Raw genomic sequence first — 18,079 nt, forward strand, 5'->3', positions numbered from 1 at the left:
TCCAGGTCCGGGCGGCGGGTGGAGAGGGAGGTGGCGCGGGTGAAGACCGCGACCGCGTAGCGTGCGCCGTCCGGGTAGGTGACGACGCCGATCTCGTTGCGTACGCCCGGCAGCGTGCCGCTTTTCGCCACCACCGTCGTGAAACGGTCGAACGCCGCGCCCAGCCGCGCGCCGTTCAGCTGCTCCGACATGAGTTCGCGCACGCCCGCGCAGGCCACGGGCGCTCCCGCGCGGTCGTTCCACACCAGACTCAGCAGCCGCGTCATCTCGCGCGGTGTCGCGCTCGTCGTACGCGCCGGGTCGAGGGCGCGCAGCCGGTGGACCTCCTCGGCGGGCAGCGCGGCGAACGCCGACGCGAACGCGTCCGCGTCGGCCGCCCCCAGGTCCTCCAGCATGGTCCGAAGCACCTCGCGCGGCGCACCCGTCACCCGGGTGCGTTCCAGGCCCAGTTGGCGGGCAAGGGCCTGGACCGTGTCCAGGCCGACGCGCCGGAAGAGGACGTCGGCGGCGGTGTTGTCGCTCACCGACATCATCAGCAGGGCGAGGTCACGCAGGCTCATCTCCGTGTCGTCGTGGAAACCGGCCGTTCCCGTGCCGCCGAGCCGGTCCGCCGCGCGTACGACCGCCCGCTCGGCCGGATCGAGCTGCCCGGCGGCGGCCTGCCGCAGGAACTCCAGCGCCAGCAGCACCTTGACCACGGAGGCGAGCACCACGGGCTCGTCCTCCCCGTACCCGGTCGCGCGCCCGCAGTCGACGCAGCGGGCGTGCGACCACAGGCGGGCGCCGAGGAGTTCGAAGCGGCGCGGGAGAGCGTCGGTGTGCGGGGGATCCGTTGCGTTCATGACCGCTCGTACACCGCGTTCCAGGGCCGGGCGGCTGCTTCGGCACCCGGCCCGGAAACCACCGGCACCCCGCCCTCGTGCCCACGCAGAATGCCGGTCGCCGCCCGCACCAGCAGACCCACCGCCGGGTGCGGCGCACGCGCCGGCCACGCGAAGACCAGCCGCCACAGAGGCGCGCGGAGCGCCAACGGGCGCCAGACCACGCGCGGTTCCTTCCGCGCGATGGCCGGGTGGCTGAAGGCGACCCCGTGCCCCGCGATGACCAGGCCGAGCATCACCTCGGGGCTGCGCGCCGTCGATACCCGCACCGGGTGGAAGCCCTCGTCACGGCAGGCCGCGAGTGTCGCGTCGTACAGCGCGGGGGCCGCCTCGCGCGGATGCGTCACCAGCGCCCGGCCGGCCAGCTCACCGAGCGTGATGTCGCCGCCCGCACCCGCCGGTTCCCGGACGCGCGGCAGCACGACCCCCAACGGCGGCTCGATCACGGGGCCGCTGTGCAGAAGTGCGGCCGGGTCCAGCGGATGGTGGACGAGCCCGGCGTCCAGGCCGTGCCCGGCCAGCAGTTCCAGTTGCTCGGCGGAGTTGAACTCCCGCAGATCCAGACGGACTTCGGGTGCCAGCGCCGCGAACTCGGTGAGTACGGCTCCGAGTACGCTGCCCGGCAGCTCGGGCGGCACCCCCACGCGCAGCGTGCCGTACTCGCCGCGCCCCGCCCTGGCGACCAGCTCCCGCATCCGCCCCACCCCGGCGAGCAGTTCACGCGCCTCGTCGAGGAGTACGGCGCCGGCCGGCGTGAGCCGCACCTGGCGGCGCGAGCGGTCGAAGAGTTCGACGCCCAACTCCCGCTCCAGTTCCCGGATGCGCTGGCTCAGCGGCGGCTGGGCCATGCCGAGGCGTTCGGCCGCCCGCCCGAAGTGCAATTCCTCGCCGACCACGGTGAAGTGCCGCAGCTGTCGTAACAGGTCCACGCTGCGACGATATCGGCCTCGATATGAGTCGCCGCCGGTCAGGGTCTTGGACCCGGTCGTCGCGGGCGTGCTGTGATCCCGTCCTGTTCGCCACATACGACGAAGGGCACTGACGCGCGATGAGCGAGAGCAAGAGCAAGAGTGAAGGCAGCGGGCGGCCGAACTCCATGACGCGGCGGGGGCTGCTGGGTGCCACGGCGGCGGTCGGGGTCACCGTGGCGGGCGGGGCGTTGAGCACCGTGAGCGCGAGCCCGTCCGCCGACCGGTCCACCCGCGCGGCCCCGCCCGGCGGGCTGCGGCTGCGCTGGCTCGGCAACAACGGCTGGGAGATCCGCGTCGGCACCGGTGACACCTCCTCCACCGTACTGATCGACCCCTGGCTCAGCCGCTTCTGGACCGGCACCTACTCCGACGCGGGCGCGGACCCCCGGACGCCGATCGAGGTCGACACCGGCGTGATCGACGGCTACGGGCTCCGCGCCGACCAGATCCTGGTCACCCACGGCCACTACGACCACATGACCGACGTCCCGCATCTCGCGAAGACCACCGGCGCCACCGTCTTCGGCACCGAGAGCCATGTGAACACCATGCGCGCGATGGGCGCGCCGGCGGAGCAGCTGTCGGTGGTGACGGGCGGTGAGCGCCTTCAGTACGAGGGCTACTCGGTCGAGGTCGTACGGTCGCTGCACTCCATGGGAAGCGACCACCCCCGTGTCGCGTTCGCCGGTACCCGGCCGGGCCAGGTGCCGAAGGCCCCGGAGACGATCGCGGACCTGGTCGAGGGCGGCAGCCTGTCGTACCGGATCAGCGTCGGCGGCTTCGACATCGTCAACTTCGGGTCGTCCAACTTCAGCGAGCACGACCTGGCAGGGGTGCGCGCCGATCTCGTCATGATCCAGCCGGGCGGGGCCAACGTGCCCGGCTACGTACCGAGGTTGCTCGACCTGCTGGGGAGCCCCGCCTATGTGGTGCCGACCCACTGGGACGACTTCGACGAGCCGCTGGACAAGCCCGCCGTGGACTGGGGCGGGCTGGACGCGCTGCGTGAGGCGGTGCGGAAGGCGAGCCCCAGGAGCCGCTTCGTGAAGCTGGACCACCTGGAGACGCTGAGTCTCTGACGCGGGAGCCGGGAGTCAGGCGCGGAACGCAGCCGGCGGCCCGACAGCGCCTCGCCGGTGCCTCACCCACGCCTGCCGATGCCTCGCCGACGGCTCCGCCCGGCGGCGAGCGCCCGGTGTCGGACCCCGCGCCAGATTCCTGGCATGACTCGATTCGTACTGGTGGCAGGTGCCTGGCTCGGCGCGTGGGCGTGGGACGAGGTGGTGTCCGACCTGCGCGCCGCCGGGCACGACGCGTACGCGCTGACGCTGTCCGGTCTCGCCGACAGACAGCACGAGCGGCGGGACGGGCCCATCGGGCAGCAGACGCATGTGCGGGACATCGTCGACGCCGTCGAGCGCCTCGACCCGCACGATGTCGTCCTGGTCGGGCACAGCTACTCGGGCATTCCGGTCGGCCAGGCCGCCGAGCGCGTCGGCGACCGGCTGTCCCGTGTGGTGTTCGTCGACTCGAACGTGCCGACGGACGGCGAGTCGTTCGTCTCCGGCCGGCCCGACGGCCGGGCGGCGGTGGAGGCGTCGATCGCCGGGAGCGGCGGCTTCTGGCCGCCCCTCACCGCGGCCGATTTCGAGGGCCAGGGCCTCACGGACGAGCAGATCGCCCGCCTCGTGTCCGGCTCGATGCCGCACCCGGGCGCGACCCTGACCGAACCGGCGAGGCTGGAGCGCCCACTCGGCGAGCTCCCGGCGACCTACATCAAATGTCTGCTGGATTGGCCGGAGCCGAGCCCCGACGTGGCCGGGCTGTTGAAGGGCGAGCACTGGCGGCTGGTGGAGATGAATACGGCCACTGGCCGAAGTTCTCGCAGCCCCACGAACTGGCCCGGATCCTGCTCCAGACCTGACCGAGCGCCCGGCCCGGCCCGGCCGACCCGACCGTCGGTGGACCGGTCCGGCCGACCCGCCAGACCGTCCCGATCGACCCGCCCGGCCGACCCGATCCACCCGCCCTATCGACCGGCCAGACCTGACGGGGGACCCGAGAAACCCGCGCTCGGTCACGTTCATGGAAGCCACGATGAATCCCTGAGGCCGCGAACCCAACGGCGCCGGGGCGCCGATGAGATGGATCCGAGTCACGGGGACGCTTGCGGATAGCGGAGAAGGTCCGCCTTCGCGTTCAATTCGACCATGTCGTGGAGTCTTCCACCCGGCACTGACACGTCGCACGGACCACGGCCGGCCAGCCGGGCACGGAGACATCTGGACGTCGCCGGCCCTGTCCGGTCCTCGCCCTGCTGAGCGATCGCGCCCTGCGCGAACCCGTCGACGTCGCACCGCCGTTGAGCCCCGGCATCGCACACCACGTCTACGGCGTCGCGTCGGCGAGGTCGCGCAGGAGCGCGGCGCTGGCGGCGTCCGCCGGGTAGTAGGACTCGATCGAGATCTCGTCGAGCGTGATGTCCTGAGGCGTTCCGAACGTCGTGATGGTCGAGAACAGACTCAACTCCCGCCCCTGGAAGCGGAAGATCATCGAAGTCGCCACTTCCGTCTCCCGCGACGGGGCCGACCTCTGGGGCCCGTCCTCCGCGAAGAACTCGTCGTACAGCGCACCGAGCACCGGATCGCCGGCCCTCGCGACCTGCCGCGACAACCGGGCGCGAAGGGACGAACGAACATCGGCGAGGTTGACGATCCGGGAGGCGAGACCGCGTGGGTCGAGGCCGAGCCGCACCATGTTGACCGGGGCGACGAGCAGAGCGGGATCGACGTCCGCGAGGAAGAGGTCGACCGGGGCGTTGGCCATCACGATGTTCCAGCGCCGGTCCACGACCAGGGCGGGATAGGGCTCGTGCGCACGCAGCACCCTGGACACGGCATCCCGGACGGCCGACATGTCCGGCTCGTCGAGGGGCCGTTCGCGGTACCTCGGCGCGAACCCGGCCGCGACCAGCAGCCGATTGCGGTGCCGCAGCGGCACGTCCAGCTGCGCCGCGAGCCGCAGCACCATGTCGGCGCTCGGCCGGGACCGGCCCGTCTCGACGAGGCTGACGTACCTCGGCGAGACATCCGCCGCCAGCGCGAGATCGAGCTGGCTCAGCTGTCGACTGTGCCGCCACTCGCGCAGCAGGCCACCCACTGTCTCCACGGCGCCGACCCTAGTCGCGCGCTCCGGCCGCGGTCCATGAACTGCGAGTTCATCGACAGGCCCCGCCCGCGTCGCCACACTCCTCGGCATGAGCACCGACAACATCGACCCCAAGCAACTGGTCCTCAACTGCCTTGAGCTGTACGGCAAGGGCGACCTCGACGCCGTCGCTCCGCTCCTGCGCGACGACTACGCGGATCACGGGCTGCCCTTCCAGACCTCCACGAAGGCGGCGTGGCTCGCGGAGGCGCGGAAACTGCCCCTCGCCGAGCTGCGGATCGACATCCGCAGTCTCCTGTCGGAGGGCGACTACGTGACGCTGTTCTCCCGGCGGTGGCTGCCCGGAGGTGTACTCGACATCGCGGTGGCCGACATCTTCCGTCTCCAGGACGGTCTGATCGCGGAGCGGTGGGAGGTCGTCGAGCGGATCCCGGCGGGCGCGCCGGACCCGGTGGCGATGCTGTAGTCCGCCCGGCCCCCCTTCTCTTCGTCCCCGGGGGGCCGGACGTACGTGGTGAAGACTGGGGCCATGGAGTTCTTCTGCTACCACCGCGACCGGTCCGGCTCCCTGGCGCTGCGCCATGAACTGCTGGAGGAGCACTGGTCGTACATGGACCGGTACGCGAAGGAGATGATCGCCCGCGGCCCGACCCTGGCCGGCGACGGCACGCCCACCGGCAGCGTCCATATCGTCGACCTGCCGAACCCCGCGGCCGCCCGCGCGTTCGCCTTCGACGAGCCCGGCTACCAGGCCGGGGTGTACCGGGACGTGTCGCTGCGCCGCTGGCACAACGCGCTGGGGCGCACCATGTGGGACTTCCCCGGCGGCCCCGAGGAAGGCGACCGCTACCTGGTGCTCGGCCTCGGCGCGGGACCGGCCGTCGACCTCGCCGTACCGTCGTCGGACCGGGACGAACTGATCGCGTACGGGCCGCTGATGTCCGACGACGACACCACCTGGCTGGGTACGGCGGCGCTGGTCCGCGCACCGGACCCGGACACGGCCCGAGCCCGCGCCGTCCCGACCCCGGAGGGGTACGCCGACATCGAGGTCCACAACTGGCGGTTCGGCGGGCGGCCTTGAGGCGGGCTGGTCGACCCGGACCGGCGGACCGCCTCGCCGATGTCTCCCCTGATGTCCAACTGCCGCGTCAGGGGCAGGAGATGCCGTCGCCGCCGCGGCGGGTGACGCCGGGCCGGGTGTCCAGTGACCACGTGTGCGTGCACCGCGGGCACTGAAGGTGGAGGACCGGCCCGCTGTTGGCGATCAGATACCGCCAGTGCTCGCCGCAGTTGCGCGGGCCGGCACAGGCGGCGCAGTGGCGGGCGTCGTCGCAGACGGGGCAGGCCACCCAGGCGCGACGGGAGGCGTCCGCCTGCGGGTCAATGGGAAGCCGCACGGCCCGTCCCGTCCCCCGGCAGGACCCCCGCCGCCACCAGCATGTCGTAGGTGCGCTGCTGCTCCGTGTCCAGGCCCGAGTAGAGCATCGCGTACGCCTCGTCCTCGCCCCGGAGGGCGGCCACCGGGTCCCACTCGGGCCCGAGCGCGGCCACGACCTCGGCCCGACGCCGGGCTTCCTCGAAGGTCAGGTCGATCGTGAAGGGTATGAGGTCGTCGGCGACGCCGTCGGTGACGCCCTCGGTGCTGTTGTCCTGATTCATGGCGAGACTTTCGCTGTGACGCTGGAACATCCCCATCTGTACCAGGCGCCCCCGCCAGCCGGGAAGGGTTACCTAAGTCGCCCACGGCCGCGCCTGGCGGGGTGCTCGCCCGGATCGGCGGACGGGGGTGGGCCGTTACGGGTGCGAGGCACACGAGCCGCCCCCCGGGATGTGACGCACTTCACCGCCCGCGAGGTTCGGAACCGGCCGACCGCGCCGTACGCCCACCAGGCGGCGGCGTAGAGGGCGAGCGCGCAGGCCAGCGCGATGCCCCCGCCGATGGCCGAGTCCGCGAAGATCCCTTCCACCACCTCCTGGGCCGTGGCCGGGGTGGTCGCGCCGGGGCCGCCCCGGTAGGTCTCCAGCGTCCGGAGGTTGGCGGCGGCGCCGACGAGGGTGGCGGCGGTCAGCGCCGTGACGACGCTCCGGCGCATCGCCGGCGGGAGCCCGGCTGATGGGGCGGTCGGGTGTGGGCCGCGCGGGCGGCGCCACAGGTGTACGGCGACGGCGGCCAGGCCCCCGGCCGTACTGAGGTGTTGGATCACCCGCGCCACCGTCAGATCGCCCGCCACCCGGGAGCGCAGGAAGCTCAGGTGGGTGACCGCGTAGCCGTCGAAGTGCGTGAAGGAGTCCCACGCCAGATGGGTCAGGACGCCGATGAGGGCGGACAGCAGCACCCAGCCCGCCCGGCGCGGGTGGCTGCCCGTACGGCCCGCGACGCCCGATGCGGCGAGTCGCGGCGGCAACAGCCCGGCGACCGGGCGCCGCACCAGCCGGTACAGCGCCAGCAGCATCAGCGCGAACGGCAACGCCACGGTCAGGCCGGGCAGCGTGTGGGAGTACGTGGCATTGAGGAAGGGCTCGTACCAGGACTGGGCGCCGACCGGTATGCCCGCGCCGCCGAGGAAGTAGGGCGCGTCCGGCGCCAGGGCTCCGCAGGCCAGGGCGGCCGGGCGGAACGGGGACCGGAGCAGCGGCAGGACGGCCGCGGGATGGGACAGCGTGAACGGCAACGGGAGTCCACTTCCGTATCGGCGCGGGCCCGGCGGACGCGGCCTCACAAGTCGGGCAACTGGATATGCCCTCCGAGTGTATATGTCGGTCAACTGACTATGATGCCCGGTTCTGCCGCGGAGATGATGAAGGTGGCTTCAGCTCAGGTCGGCCCGGTCTCCCGGGCCCCGCCCACGGCGCGCGAGGTGGTACGCGTAGGCCGCCATCGCGCCCGTCAGTGGCACCGCGGCGCCGATCGCCAGGACCGGAAGCGACAGGTTCCAGCCGCCGGTGTAGGCGTACGCGAGGAACGGCGGGCACGCCACGGTCATCGCCGCCGCCTCTCTGAGCCCCGGCGACGTCGACCGCAGAGCCGGTACGAGCCCGGCGGCCGTCAGCACGAGCAGGGGCCACAGGCCGTAATCGGTGCTGAACGGCAGAACGTGGGCCTGGACGGCGACCAGCGGCAGCCACGCGACCGCGGCCATCGCCCCCGCCGCCGCGCACACGCGGGGCCCCGGCCGCAGATCCGGTGGGCAGGCCGCCACGATCAGCGCGGTGAGCAGCGCCATCGCCGGGGTGACGACCGGGTCGCCGAACGCGCGCCCGCTGACGACAGCGGCGGCGGCCAGCCCCGACAGTCCGACCACGACCGCGATCACGCCCCCGTGCCACCGCCCGGTCAGTGCCGTGATCGCCCCGACGACGACCAGTACCGACGCGAGCAGGAGCGCGCTCCACGCGTCGGCGGGCAGGAGGGAGAGGTGTACGGGTGAGGGCGAGGCGACCACCCCGGCGTACCAGCGGGTCACGTGCACGCCGCAACCGGCCGCCGCCGCGCCCACCGCGTACGGCGCCGCGCTCGCCAGCAACCGGCCGGCGGCCGTCGCGGAGCTGAGCCCCAGCCTCATCCGTACCGCGTGGGCGGCGATGTCGGCGGCCTCCCGGAACCTGCCCGTACGAGAGGAGTCCGCCGAGGTCAGCCGGCAGACGGCGAGGATCTCCTCGCCGAGGTCTCGGCGGTAGCGGGGCGGGTACAGGCGCAGAATCAGCCTGATCACGCCCCCGTCACCGTCCCCCTGGCTCCGGTGATTCCCAGCCGCCGGCTGGCTTCCCGGGCCGTCGCCGCCATCCGCTCCGCCTCGGCGGCGAGTCGATCCCGCCCGAGCGGCGCCAGCGCGTAGACCTTGCGGGCCCGCCCGTCGACGACCTCTTCCCGGTGCACGTCGATCAGCCCGTCCTTCAGCAGCCGGTCGAGGGCGCCGTAGAGCGTGCCGGTCCGCAGGACGACCCGGTCGCCCGAGAGGGATTTCACCTCCTGGGCGATGGCGTAGCCGTGCCGGGGCGCGTCCGCCAGGGCGGTCAGCACCAGAAGGGTCGGCTCCTGCAACACACGCTCAGTCATCCGCCCAACATATGCCGCCCGGCGACTTATCAACAACGCGCGAGGAAGAACTCCCGGATGTCCTCGGCCAGCAGCTCCGGCACCTCCATCGCCGCGAAGTGGCCGCCCCGGTCGAACTCCGACCAGTGCCTGATGTCGTACAGCCGCTCGGCCAGCGGTCGCACCGACTGGGTGATGTCGTACGCGAACACCGCCACGCCGACCGGTACGGGGCAGGGCTCGATCCGGCGCGGAGCGTCGTGGTGCAGCCGCGCCGAGGACGCCGCGGTGGCGGTGAGCCAGTACAGCGAGACGTCGGTGAGTATCCGCTCGTCGTCGATCGGCGAGCGGGGGTCGGTCCACTGTGCGAAGCGCTCGGCGATCCAGGCCAGTTGGCCGACCGGCGAGTCGGTGAGCGCGTAGCCGATGGTCTGCGGGGTGAGGGCCTGGAGGGCCTGGAACGGCGGCCGGTTCGCCATCAGCCGCCTGACCTTGTCCAGCCGGGCTTCATCCGTCGCGGACAGTTCCACGCCGGCGTCCGGATCGGGCCTGGTCGGGAGGTAGTTGACGTGCACCCCGACCACGCGCTCGGGTGCCACCGCGCCGAGCGCCGTCGAGATGCCCGAGCCGAAGTCGCCGCCCTGCGCGCCGTAGCGCTCGTACCCGAGACGGCGCATCAGCTCGGCCCAGGCCCGCGCGATCCGGACGATGTCCCAGCCGCGCTCGTGGGTCGGCCCGGAGAATCCGTAACCCGGGATGGACGGGATCACCAGGTGGAAGTCGCGCGACAGCGGCTCGATCACATCGAGGAATTCCAGGAACGAGCCGGGCCAGCCGTGGGTGAGGACCAGCGCGAGCGCGTCCGGTTTCGAGGACCTGACGTGGACGAAGTGGATGTTCTGGCCGTCGATCTCGGTGGTGAAGTGCGGAAGCTCGTTCAGCTCGGCCTCGTGCTCGCGCCAGTCGTAGCCGTCGCGCCAGTGTTCGGCCAACTCCTTGAGCCGCGCCAGCGGGAAGCCGTAGTCCCACCCGGCGTCGGCGACCTCGTCCGGCCAGCGGGTGCGGGAGAGCCGGTCGGTCAGGTCGTCGAGGTCGGCCTGGGGGACGGCGATGCGGAACGGCTCGATCATGGCCCTGGCTCCCGGTGGATTCATTAGGCGCCCAAATGTTGGGGCAGCCAACGTTTGGACGCCAAACGATATCATGATCGTAGGTGCGACCAATGATTCGCTAGACTCGCCCCATGCAGAACCCATCCGAGGAGACGCCCGCCGGCTGGAAGAGCATGCCGAGCTGGCTGCTCACCCAGACCGCCAACCACGCGCACCGCCTGGTGGCGGACGGGTTCTCAGCCGTCCGCGCCCGCGGTTACCACTACCGCCTGCTGGCGACGCTGGAGGAGTTCGGCCCGGCCAGCCAGGCGGAGCTGAGCCGCCGCACCGGCATCCACGTCAGCGACACGGTCGGGGCGCTCAACGAACTCGCCGATCGCGAACTGGTCGAGCGCGCCTCGGACCCCTCCGACCGGCGACGCAACATCATCTCGCTGACCCCGGCGGGCAAGCGGCGGCTGCGACGGCTGGAGAAGCCGCTGGCCGAGAGCCAGGAGGAACTGCTGGCTCCGCTGTCGGGCGAGGAGCGTGAGCGGTTGACCGCGCTTCTGGGCAAGCTGCTGGCGCATCACGACGGGCGGAGCGGTGCGGCCGGCGAGGGGCGGCGCTGAGGTGGGGGTGCGCGCGGGGGCGTTCGAGTTCCGTCCGCTGGACCGGGCGCCCGCCGAGTGGGTGGCGAAGCGGCGGGGGCCCGGTCCGATCCGGCCCCGTCAGATCAGGTGGTCGAACTCGCCGGCTTTCACGCCGAGGAGGAAAGCGCGCAACTTGTCGCGGTCGGTGGTGACGATCGTGTCCGGTGCGTCGCTCTCACGGAGGAGGATCTGGCCGTCCACGCGGGCCAGTTCGACGCACTTGATCTCGCCGTCGTGTCCCGAGTAGGAGGACTTCTGCCAGGTGGTGTTGGTGTTGCTGGGGTTCGTCATGGTTGGTGGCTCACGTTCTGTAGGTGCTGTGGTGTGTGGGTTGCGTTCCGCGCGGTACGAGGGGGAGTCGGCGCGCTTCCGGGGTCCGGAACAGGTGGTACGGGTGGACGGTCCACTCCGGCCAGGCGCCGCGCCTGCCGAGTGAGACCCCGCGGGGTTCGCCCCGGTGCGGTGCGGTGCGGTGCGGTGCGGCGATGGCGCCGACGTAGCCGCCGCCGTTGGCCCAACTGAGGGCACGCTTGCGCCTTTTGGGTGGGAGCGTGGGGGCGAGTGCGCGGACGGACAGCCGGATCTGGCGGTTTGCCTCGGCGGGGGTGCGGGCGGAGTGGCGTTCGATCTTGTCGACGTCCGAGCCCGCGGCGGTGAGCGAACGGTACGTGATGTGCTCGTACCGGTAGCGGATTTCGGTGTCCGGGCATGGCGAGGCCGCGGGCCGGTGCATGGGCGGACCTCCGCCGTCGCACAATGCGCGGTGGTCCCCGCCGGTCACCGGCATGACGGGCGGCCGACGGGGGGAAACCCTTCGGGCCTCTCCCTGGCCGGGCCAAGGGCGGGGCAGGAGGTTACGGCTCGTCGAGAGTCCGGCGCCCGCCTGGGGGCTCACCATCCACGGTGGGTGCGCCCCCGCGTGCGAGGCCGTCCGGTTCACCTTCGCCTGCCGAGGCGGTGCGGGCCTCGCGGACAGCTGAAGTGCCGCCCACTGCTTGCAGAAGCCGCTCCCGGTAGCGGGTCACCGGGTCGTGTTCGGCGGCTGTCATCCGCGTCAACTGGTCCAGATCAGCGATCAGTTCAAGAATGTCACTGCGGGGAGGCGAGGACTCCAGGAACACGGAGAGAGCGTCTTCCGCCTCTTCCCAGCGGGTCATCGCGCAGAGGCCGGCGACGAGATTCCCTCTGCCGTTCACACCGCGGTCGCCGGGTTCCTGGGCGTCCCTCGTGAAGAACTCGACGGCCCGCAAGAAGTCGGGGCCGCTGTCGCCGCGTCCGGAGGCGTGCAGGGTCAATGCCCGCTCGTGGAAGGCCCAGCCATTCGAAGGGTCCATCTCGATGACGCGGGTGAAGTCGGTGAGGGCTTCGTCGTAGCGTTTTAGGGATTGGTAGGTCTGGCCCCGGCTGGCGATGGCCCAGATGTAGTCGGGGGTGAGTTCGATCGCGCGGGTGAAGTCGGTGAGCGCTTCGTCGTAACAGCCCATGAGCCGGTGGTTCTCGCCCCGGTTGGCGATGGCCCACGCGTAGTCGGGGGCCGCTTCGACGGCGTGGTCGAGGTCGGTGAGGGCTTCGTCGTAGCGTTTCAGGGATTGGTAGGTCTGGCCTCGGCTGACGATGGCCCAGGTGTACTCGGGGGCGTTTTCGATGGCGTGGGTGAAGTCGGTGAGGGCTTCGTCGTAGCGGTTCAGGGACTGGTAGGTCTGGCCCCGGCTGGCGATCGCCCAGGTGTAGTCGGGATCCATCTCGATGGCGCGGGTGAAGTCGGTGAGGGCTTCCCCATGACGCTCCATGAGCCGGTAGGTCTCCCCGCGATTGGCGATGGCCCAGGCGGAGGTGGCCATGCTTTCGATGGCGCGGGTGAAGTCGGTGAGTGCTTCTTCGTATCGGCCCATGAGCCGGTGGTTCAGACCGCGCTCGGCGATGGCCCAGCCCAACTCGGGGCTGAGTTCGATGGCGCGGTTGAGGTCGGTGAGTGCTTCGGCGTAGCGTTTCAGGGATTGGTAGGTCTGGCCTCGGCTGGCGATCGCCCACGCGTAGCCGGGGGCGTTTTCGATGGCGCGGGTGAAGTCGGCGAGTGCTTCCTCGTAACGGCCCATGAGCCGGTAGTTCTCACCGCGGTCGACGATGGCGAAGTTCAGTTCGGGGCTGAGTTCGATGGCGCGGTCGAGGTCGGTGAGGGCTTCGTCGTAGCGGTTCAGGCACTGGTACGTCTTGCCTCGGCCGGCGATGGCCCACGCGTAGTCGGGGTCCGCTTCGATGGCGCGGTTGAGGTCGGTGAGTGCTTCGTCGTGGCGGTTCAGGGATTGGTAGGTCTGGCCTCGGCCGGCGATGGCCCACGCGTAGTCGGGGTCCGCTTCGACGGCGTGGTTGAGGTCGGTTAGTGCTTCGTCGTAACGGCGCATGAGCCGGTAGGTCTCACCGCGGTTGGCGATGACCCAGTCCGAGCTGGGGTCGAGTTCGATGGCGCGGTTGAGGTCGGTCAGCGATTCCTCGTAGCGGCCCAGGGATTGGTAGGTGTCCCCGCGGCTGGCGATGGCCCAGTCCAGCTCGGGGTCGATCTCGATGGCGCGGGTGAGGTCGGTCAGGGCTTCGTCGTGACGTCTCATGAGCCGGCAGGTCTCCCCGCGACCCGCGTAGAGCCGTGCCGTGCTGGGGTCCAGTCCGTGGGCCGTCGCGTAGTCGGCGAGGGCGTCGTCGTAGTCGCCCGCGAACCGGTGGTCGCGGGCCCGGACCAGGTGGGCCAGGGCGCGGACGGTGGTGTCGAGCTGAGGGGCGGTCAGCAGCGTCGTCAGTACGGCGACGCCCGTCCCTTCCTCCTCCGCCGCGGTTTCGAGACGCCGGCCCCACGCGGTGAGGGCCGGGGTGTCCGAGTCGCGGCCCGCCTGGCCGAGGACCTGGGCCCAGCGGCGCAGGGTGGCCACGTCGTGGTCGATGGCGTGGATGGTCTGCAGCAGGGCGTCGGGCAGCGCGGTGCGGGGGGACGCGCACAGGCGGTGGTAGGTCTCGTTGAGGCGGTGTTCGCGCCAGGTGGCGTCGTCCCAGTAGGCGTCGGTGTCGGTACCCGGCCCGGCTTCGACATCTCGGCGCCAGTGCTCGAAGGCGTCGGCCAGGCGGGTGTGCTGCTGCTGCCAGCGGGTGGGCGACTGGGTGCGTTGCAGGCGCAGCATCGTGTCGCGGACGACGTCGTGGTAGCGGCAGCGGCCGGCCTGGCGGGAGACGAAGGCCAGGGCCCGGAGCCACGCGTAGCCGTCGGCGGGGGAGCCGGGTGCGGCGACCTGGTAGATGTCCTCGTCGAGCTGGAGGGGCAGCGCGCAGGCCTGTGCGGCTTCGCGGCGCTCGGCGTCCGGTTCCCATTTGAGGAACCTCTCGACCGCGGTCTCGGACGGGTCGACGGCCGTGTCGTCGGTGGACCGGCCGCCGCGGGCGAGCATGTCGACCAGGAGCGGCAGCCGTCCTGACAGGCGCAGGACGAGTTCGACGTTCTGCTCGCCGGTGACACCGCGGGTGGCGAGCAGAGTGCGTGCTTCGTCCTCGGTGAAGACGTCCAGGCCCACCTCGACGACCTGGCCCAAGCGGTCTCCCCAGACGCGGGGATCCAGCTGCGACCGCCCGGACAGCACGATCTGCGCGTTGACCGGCAGGGTGCCGTGCTCCTCGGTGAAGATGATGCTCTGCAGCCAGGCGTCCAGGACCGGCCCGGTCCGCTCGTACACGTCGAAGAACAGCACCACCCGCTCGCACCGCTCGGCGACCTCGGCCAGATCCTCCAGGAACACCGGCGTCAGGCCCGCCAGCGGATTCATCACCAGTTGCACGTCGTCGTGATTGCGCAGCCGCGTGTTGAGCATCGCCCGCATCCGGTCGGCCCCCAGCGCGACCTGTCCCGGATCCACTGCCCCGGCGAAGGCCCCGACCACCGGCAGCATCCCCAGCCCCACCAGGCCCACCTGCGCCGCGACCGTGCTCGACGGCGACGCCGGCGCGGGCTCCGCCGCGCCCGCCTCGGCGGCGGCCGACTGAGGTACGGCCACGGTGCTCTCCGCCTGATGACGGCGCTGGCGGTAGGTGGCCAGCTGTTTGTCGAACTTCTTCAGCGGCTGTCCCTGCCGGCCCAGGCGCGCGCTGACCGTCTCCATCGCTTCGAGCGCGTCATGCACCTCGTCGTCCACGAAGGCGGTGACCACCGACGTCTGCTCACGCGCGGTCGCCTCCCACTGGCGTACGAGCGTCGACTTCCCCACCCCGCCGTTGCCGTGCACATGGAACAGATAGGGGAAGTCGACCTCCTCGGGGTTGCGCGCGAACGTCTCCCGGAACACCGCCAGTTCCCCTCGGCGCCCCACGAACCCCGCACTCCCGCGACGCCGATTGATCTCCTGCCGAGACGGCCTACGCACGGCCACACCAACCACCCCCTGGATGAGGATTCATGATGTCGCGTCACCGGGGCTGCCGGTACCCCGACCGGGCCCACGCGGCGGGGCGCGCGTCAGGCCCGGCGCCGGGACCGCGGCACCGGGCCTGACATGAGGAGTGGTTACGCCGCGTCGACGCGGGAGATGGCCCCGCCGAGGCCGAGCACGTACAGCTCGCCGTCGCCGCCCTGGACGAAGGAGATGACCTCGCCGCCGTTGACCCCGAGGTCGCCCTGCCCGGTCACGGCACCGTTCTCGATCTTCAGGGTGCGGAGCGTGCCGTCGCAGTAGTCGCTGTAGACGTACTGGCCCTGGAGGTCGGGGATCGCGTCGCCGCGGTAGACGTAGCCGCCGGTGACCGAGCAGCCCAGGCCGTTGCGGTCGTACTCGTGGACCGGCGGCGTGTGGTTCGCGGGCTCCGTGCCGCCGCGGAAGGGGTGGTTGCCCTCCATGGAGGCCCAGCCGTAGTTCTCGCCGCCCTCGCTGTTCCCGGAGGCCCAGTCGATCTCCTCCCAGTCGCTCTGGCCGACGTCACCGATCAGCAGATCGCCGGTGCCGGAGTCGAAGGAGAACCGCCAGGGGTTGCGCAGCCCGTACGACCAGATCTCGTCCTTCGCGTTCGGGTCGTCGACGAAGGGGTTGTCCGAGGGGATCGCGTACGGCTCGGCGCCGGCCGGGTCGATCCGCAGGATCTTGCCGAGCAGGGTGTCGAGCTTCTGGCCGTTGCCGTGCGGGTCGCCGCCCGCGCCGCCGTCGCCGAGTGCGATGTAGAGGTAGCCGTCGGGGCCGAACTTGATGTCGCCGCCGTTGTGGTTCTCATACGGCTGTGTCTGGGTCAGGACGGTGCGCCGGGTGTCCGGCTGGATCGCGCCGTCCCGCACCGCGAACTCGTCGATGGTGCTGGTGCCTTCGAGATTCGTGTACGAGACGTAGAAGTGCGCCAACTCGTTGTCGAACGCGACGCCCAGCAGGCCGCGTTCGCCGTCGGTGGTGGTCTCGGCCGAGATGTCGAGCACCGGCTCGCCGAGTCCCTGATCGGTCAGGACCCTTACGGTGCCCGCCCGTTCGGCAATCCAGACCGTGTCGCCGGGCCCGGCGGCGCCCGCGATCGGATTCCGCGCGGTGGCCACTTCTGTGAGCGCGACCGCCGCCTGCTGTGGGGCGGCGGGCTCGTCGGCGGACGCCGGTCCCAGGGCGAGGGAACCGATGAGGCAGATGGTGCCGATGATCGCCGAGCTTCTGGTGCGTACTTTCACCGTGACCTCCTGGAGGCGGGCGAGTGGGGGGACCCGGCTGCTGGGGCGGAGTCGTAGGGGGCGTCGCCCGTGCCAGCACGCAACCTGGGTGGGGGGATCGAGTGCTACTGGCCACGGGTGAGGATACAGAGACAGGAGTGTCTGGCCTAGACCAATACACGCCCAGTTGACTCCGCACGTACGACGGCCCGGTGCCGAGACCGCGGCACCGGGCCTGACGCGAGAAGGGTTACGCCGGGTCGATACGAGAGACGCTCCCACCGATGGCGAGTACGTACAGCTCGCCGTCGCCGCCCTGGACGAAGGAGATGACCTCGCCGTTGGTGACGCCGAGGTCGCTCTGGCCGGTCACCTTGCCGTTCGTCATCTTCAGGGCGCGCACCGTGCCGTCGCAGTAGTCGCTGTACAGGTACTGGCCCTTGAGGGCCGGGATCGCCCTGCCGCGGTAGACGAAACCGCCGGTGACCGAGCAGCCCAGGCCGTTGCGGTCGTACTCGAAGACGGGCGGTGTGTGGTTCGCGGGCTCCGTGCGGCCCCGGAAGGTATGGGTGCCCTCCATCGAGGCCCAGCCGTAGTTCTCGCCGCCCTTGCTCTTCGCGGAGGCCCAGTCGATCTCTTCCCAGTCGCTCTGGCCGACGTCGGCGATGAGCATGTCGCCGGTGCCGGAGTCGAAGGAGAACCGCCAGGGGTTGCGCAGCCCGTACGCCCAGATCTCGTCCTTGGCGGTGGGGTCGTTCACGAACGGGTTGCTCTTGGGGATCGTGTAGGGCTTGCCGCTGTACCTGCCGCCGGCCGGGTCGATCCGCAGGATCTTGCCGAGCAGGGTGTCGAGGTTCTGGCCGTTGCCGTGCGGGTCGCCGCCCGACCCGCCGTCGCCCAGGGCGATGTAGAGGTAGCCGTCGGGGCCGAACTTGATGTCGCCGCCGTTGTGGTTCTCGTACGGCTGGGTCTGCGTGATGACGGTGCGCCGGGTCTGCGGCTGGAGCTTGCCGTTCCGCAGGGCGATCTCGTCGACGGTGCTGGTGCCTTCGAGGTCCGTGTACGAGATGTAGAAGTGCGCGAGCTTCTTGTCGAACGCGACGCCCAGCAGGCCGCGTTCGCCGTCGGTCGTGGTCTCGGCCGAGATGTCGAGCACGGGCTCGCTGAGCCCCTGATCGGTCAGGACCCTTACGGTGCCCGCGCGTTCGGCTATCCAGACCGTGCCGCGCGGCCCGGCGGCGCCGGCGATGGGGTTCTGGGCCTTGGCCACTTCCGTGAGCGCCACGTCGGCCGCGGGACGCGGGCCGCGGGACTCGTCGGCGGAGGCCGTGGTCAGTGCGAGGGAGGCGGCGATGAGGGAGATGGTGCCGATGATCGCCGAGCTTCTGGTGCGAACTTTCACCGTGACTCCTAGAGGCGGCGAATGGGGGACCCGGCTGCTTGGGCGGAGTGGGGTGGGCGTCGCCCGCGCCGGCGTGCAACCTGGGTGAAGGATGTGTGTGCTGCCGGCCACGGATGAGAATACAGAGACAGGAGTGCTTGGCCTAGACCAATGCGCCGCCCATTCGCCTCTGTCCAGATAGCTCCGGTCCGTTCCCCCCGGGGTTTCCCGGCGCCGCGCCCCCG

At 71.3% G+C, this 18,079-nt stretch carries 18 protein-coding genes and 1 pseudogene; 5 read left to right on the forward strand and 14 right to left on the reverse strand.

The annotated features are described in order from the left end of the window. Both P3L51_RS27175 and P3L51_RS27180 read right to left on the reverse strand, forming a co-directional pair. Positions 1-842, reverse strand: an 842-nt coding sequence (locus tag P3L51_RS27175) for a serine hydrolase (protein ID WP_354607936.1), incomplete at its 3' end; no start/stop codon positions are given. Continuing rightward, on the reverse strand, positions 839-1,810 hold the full coding sequence (locus P3L51_RS27180) for a LysR family transcriptional regulator (protein WP_354607937.1): 972 nt from the start codon (positions 1,808-1,810) through the stop codon (positions 839-841). The genes P3L51_RS27175 and P3L51_RS27180, both read right to left, overlap by 4 nt. A gap of 119 nt (positions 1,811-1,929) precedes the next feature. Between P3L51_RS27180 and P3L51_RS27185 the strand changes: the two genes are divergently transcribed. Next, positions 1,930-2,931 (forward strand): MBL fold metallo-hydrolase, encoded by a 1,002-nt coding sequence (locus tag P3L51_RS27185; RefSeq protein WP_354607938.1) that lies wholly within the window; start codon positions 1,930-1,932, stop codon positions 2,929-2,931. A 144-nt stretch (positions 2,932-3,075) separates the two neighbouring features. Further along, positions 3,076-3,776, forward strand: a pseudogene (locus tag P3L51_RS27190) (alpha/beta fold hydrolase). A gap of 464 nt (positions 3,777-4,240) precedes the next feature. On the opposite strand, the gene P3L51_RS27195 reads toward P3L51_RS27190, so the two are convergent. After that, positions 4,241-5,020: a helix-turn-helix domain-containing protein gene (locus P3L51_RS27195; protein WP_354607939.1), complete on the reverse strand. Its 780-nt coding sequence runs from the start codon at positions 5,018-5,020 to the stop codon at positions 4,241-4,243. Positions 5,021-5,108: 88 nt separating this feature from the next. Between P3L51_RS27195 and P3L51_RS27200 the strand changes: the two genes are divergently transcribed. Together P3L51_RS27200 and P3L51_RS27205 are read left to right on the forward strand one after the other, a co-directional pair. Beyond that, on the forward strand, positions 5,109-5,486 hold the full coding sequence (locus tag P3L51_RS27200; protein WP_354607940.1) for a nuclear transport factor 2 family protein: 378 nt from the start codon (positions 5,109-5,111) through the stop codon (positions 5,484-5,486). A gap of 63 nt (positions 5,487-5,549) precedes the next feature. Next, positions 5,550-6,104 carry a YciI family protein gene (locus P3L51_RS27205; RefSeq protein WP_354607953.1) on the forward strand — a complete coding sequence of 185 codons (555 nt, stop codon included), beginning with the start codon at positions 5,550-5,552 and terminating at the stop codon, positions 6,102-6,104. Positions 6,105-6,171: 67 nt separating this feature from the next. Here P3L51_RS27205 and P3L51_RS27210 read toward each other — a convergent pair whose 3' ends face one another. The 6 genes from P3L51_RS27210 to P3L51_RS27235 all read right to left on the reverse strand — a co-directional run bounded on the left by P3L51_RS27210 (position 6,172) and on the right by P3L51_RS27235 (position 10,189). Next, the gene (locus P3L51_RS27210; protein ID WP_354607941.1) at positions 6,172-6,420 is read right to left on the reverse strand and encodes a hypothetical protein; all 249 of its coding nucleotides are present in this window, start codon (positions 6,418-6,420) and stop codon (positions 6,172-6,174) included. Beyond that, positions 6,404-6,682 carry a DUF6400 family protein gene (locus tag P3L51_RS27215; RefSeq protein ID WP_354607942.1) on the reverse strand — a complete coding sequence of 93 codons (279 nt, stop codon included), beginning with the start codon at positions 6,680-6,682 and terminating at the stop codon, positions 6,404-6,406. Before P3L51_RS27215 ends, P3L51_RS27210 begins: the two co-directional genes overlap by 17 nt. A gap of 68 nt (positions 6,683-6,750) precedes the next feature. Continuing rightward, positions 6,751-7,695, reverse strand: coding sequence for a DUF4184 family protein (locus P3L51_RS27220; RefSeq protein ID WP_354607943.1), 945 nt, complete (start codon positions 7,693-7,695; stop codon positions 6,751-6,753). 138 nt (positions 7,696-7,833) lie between these two features. Beyond that, a complete protein-coding gene (locus tag P3L51_RS27225; RefSeq protein WP_354607944.1) occupies positions 7,834-8,736 on the reverse strand; it encodes a hypothetical protein in 903 nt (300 codons plus the stop codon). After that, positions 8,733-9,080 carry a PadR family transcriptional regulator gene (locus P3L51_RS27230; protein ID WP_354607945.1) on the reverse strand — a complete coding sequence of 116 codons (348 nt, stop codon included), beginning with the start codon at positions 9,078-9,080 and terminating at the stop codon, positions 8,733-8,735. The genes P3L51_RS27225 and P3L51_RS27230 overlap by 4 nt, the downstream gene beginning before the upstream one ends. A 29-nt stretch (positions 9,081-9,109) precedes the next feature. Then, the gene (locus tag P3L51_RS27235) at positions 9,110-10,189 is read right to left on the reverse strand and encodes an epoxide hydrolase family protein (protein WP_354607946.1); all 1,080 of its coding nucleotides are present in this window, start codon (positions 10,187-10,189) and stop codon (positions 9,110-9,112) included. Positions 10,190-10,302: 113 nt separating this feature from the next. On the opposite strand from P3L51_RS27235, the gene P3L51_RS27240 reads away from it, so the two are divergent. Then, positions 10,303-10,782, forward strand: coding sequence for a MarR family winged helix-turn-helix transcriptional regulator (locus tag P3L51_RS27240; RefSeq protein WP_354607947.1), 480 nt, complete (start codon positions 10,303-10,305; stop codon positions 10,780-10,782). A 99-nt stretch (positions 10,783-10,881) separates the two neighbouring features. Here P3L51_RS27240 and P3L51_RS27245 read toward each other — a convergent pair whose 3' ends face one another. The 5 genes from P3L51_RS27245 to P3L51_RS27265 form a co-directional block, all read right to left on the reverse strand. Then, positions 10,882-11,094, reverse strand: a complete 213-nt coding sequence (locus tag P3L51_RS27245; RefSeq protein ID WP_354607948.1) for a DUF397 domain-containing protein — start codon at positions 11,092-11,094, stop codon at positions 10,882-10,884. A gap of 10 nt (positions 11,095-11,104) precedes the next feature. Continuing rightward, entirely contained in the window at positions 11,105-11,536 is a 432-nt protein-coding gene (locus tag P3L51_RS27250) for a hypothetical protein (protein WP_354607949.1), read from the reverse strand. 121 nt (positions 11,537-11,657) lie between these two features. Beyond that, entirely contained in the window at positions 11,658-15,146 is a 3,489-nt protein-coding gene (locus tag P3L51_RS27255) for a tetratricopeptide repeat protein (protein ID WP_354607950.1), read from the reverse strand. A 194-nt stretch (positions 15,147-15,340) separates the two neighbouring features. Then, entirely contained in the window at positions 15,341-16,474 is a 1,134-nt protein-coding gene (locus tag P3L51_RS27260) for a PQQ-dependent sugar dehydrogenase (protein ID WP_354607951.1), read from the reverse strand. A 229-nt stretch (positions 16,475-16,703) separates the two neighbouring features. Beyond that, positions 16,704-17,855 carry a PQQ-dependent sugar dehydrogenase gene (locus P3L51_RS27265; protein WP_354607952.1) on the reverse strand — a complete coding sequence of 384 codons (1,152 nt, stop codon included), beginning with the start codon at positions 17,853-17,855 and terminating at the stop codon, positions 16,704-16,706. Positions 17,856-18,079 lie beyond the last annotated feature (224 nt).

It is taken from the genome of Streptomyces panacea (genome assembly GCF_040560175.1).
Lineage (GTDB): Bacteria > Actinomycetota > Actinomycetes > Streptomycetales > Streptomycetaceae > Streptomyces > Streptomyces panacea.

What these genes read in the sequence shown, in the direction of transcription:
- P3L51_RS27235 (WP_354607946.1), bottom strand. Translation starts at nt 10,189, where the DNA reads ATGATCGAGCCGTTCCGCATCGCCGTCCCCCAGGCCGACCTCGACGAC.
- P3L51_RS27200 (WP_354607940.1), top strand. Translation starts at nt 5,109, where the DNA reads ATGAGCACCGACAACATCGACCCCAAGCAACTGGTCCTCAACTGCCTT.
- P3L51_RS27185 (WP_354607938.1), top strand. Translation starts at nt 1,930, where the DNA reads ATGAGCGAGAGCAAGAGCAAGAGTGAAGGCAGCGGGCGGCCGAACTCC.
- P3L51_RS27205 (WP_354607953.1), top strand. Translation starts at nt 5,550, where the DNA reads ATGGAGTTCTTCTGCTACCACCGCGACCGGTCCGGCTCCCTGGCGCTG.
- P3L51_RS27230 (WP_354607945.1), bottom strand. Translation starts at nt 9,080, where the DNA reads ATGACTGAGCGTGTGTTGCAGGAGCCGACCCTTCTGGTGCTGACCGCC.
- P3L51_RS27245 (WP_354607948.1), bottom strand. Translation starts at nt 11,094, where the DNA reads ATGACGAACCCCAGCAACACCAACACCACCTGGCAGAAGTCCTCCTAC.
- P3L51_RS27240 (WP_354607947.1), top strand. Translation starts at nt 10,303, where the DNA reads ATGCAGAACCCATCCGAGGAGACGCCCGCCGGCTGGAAGAGCATGCCG.
- P3L51_RS27215 (WP_354607942.1), bottom strand. Translation starts at nt 6,682, where the DNA reads ATGAATCAGGACAACAGCACCGAGGGCGTCACCGACGGCGTCGCCGAC.
- P3L51_RS27250 (WP_354607949.1), bottom strand. Translation starts at nt 11,536, where the DNA reads ATGCACCGGCCCGCGGCCTCGCCATGCCCGGACACCGAAATCCGCTAC.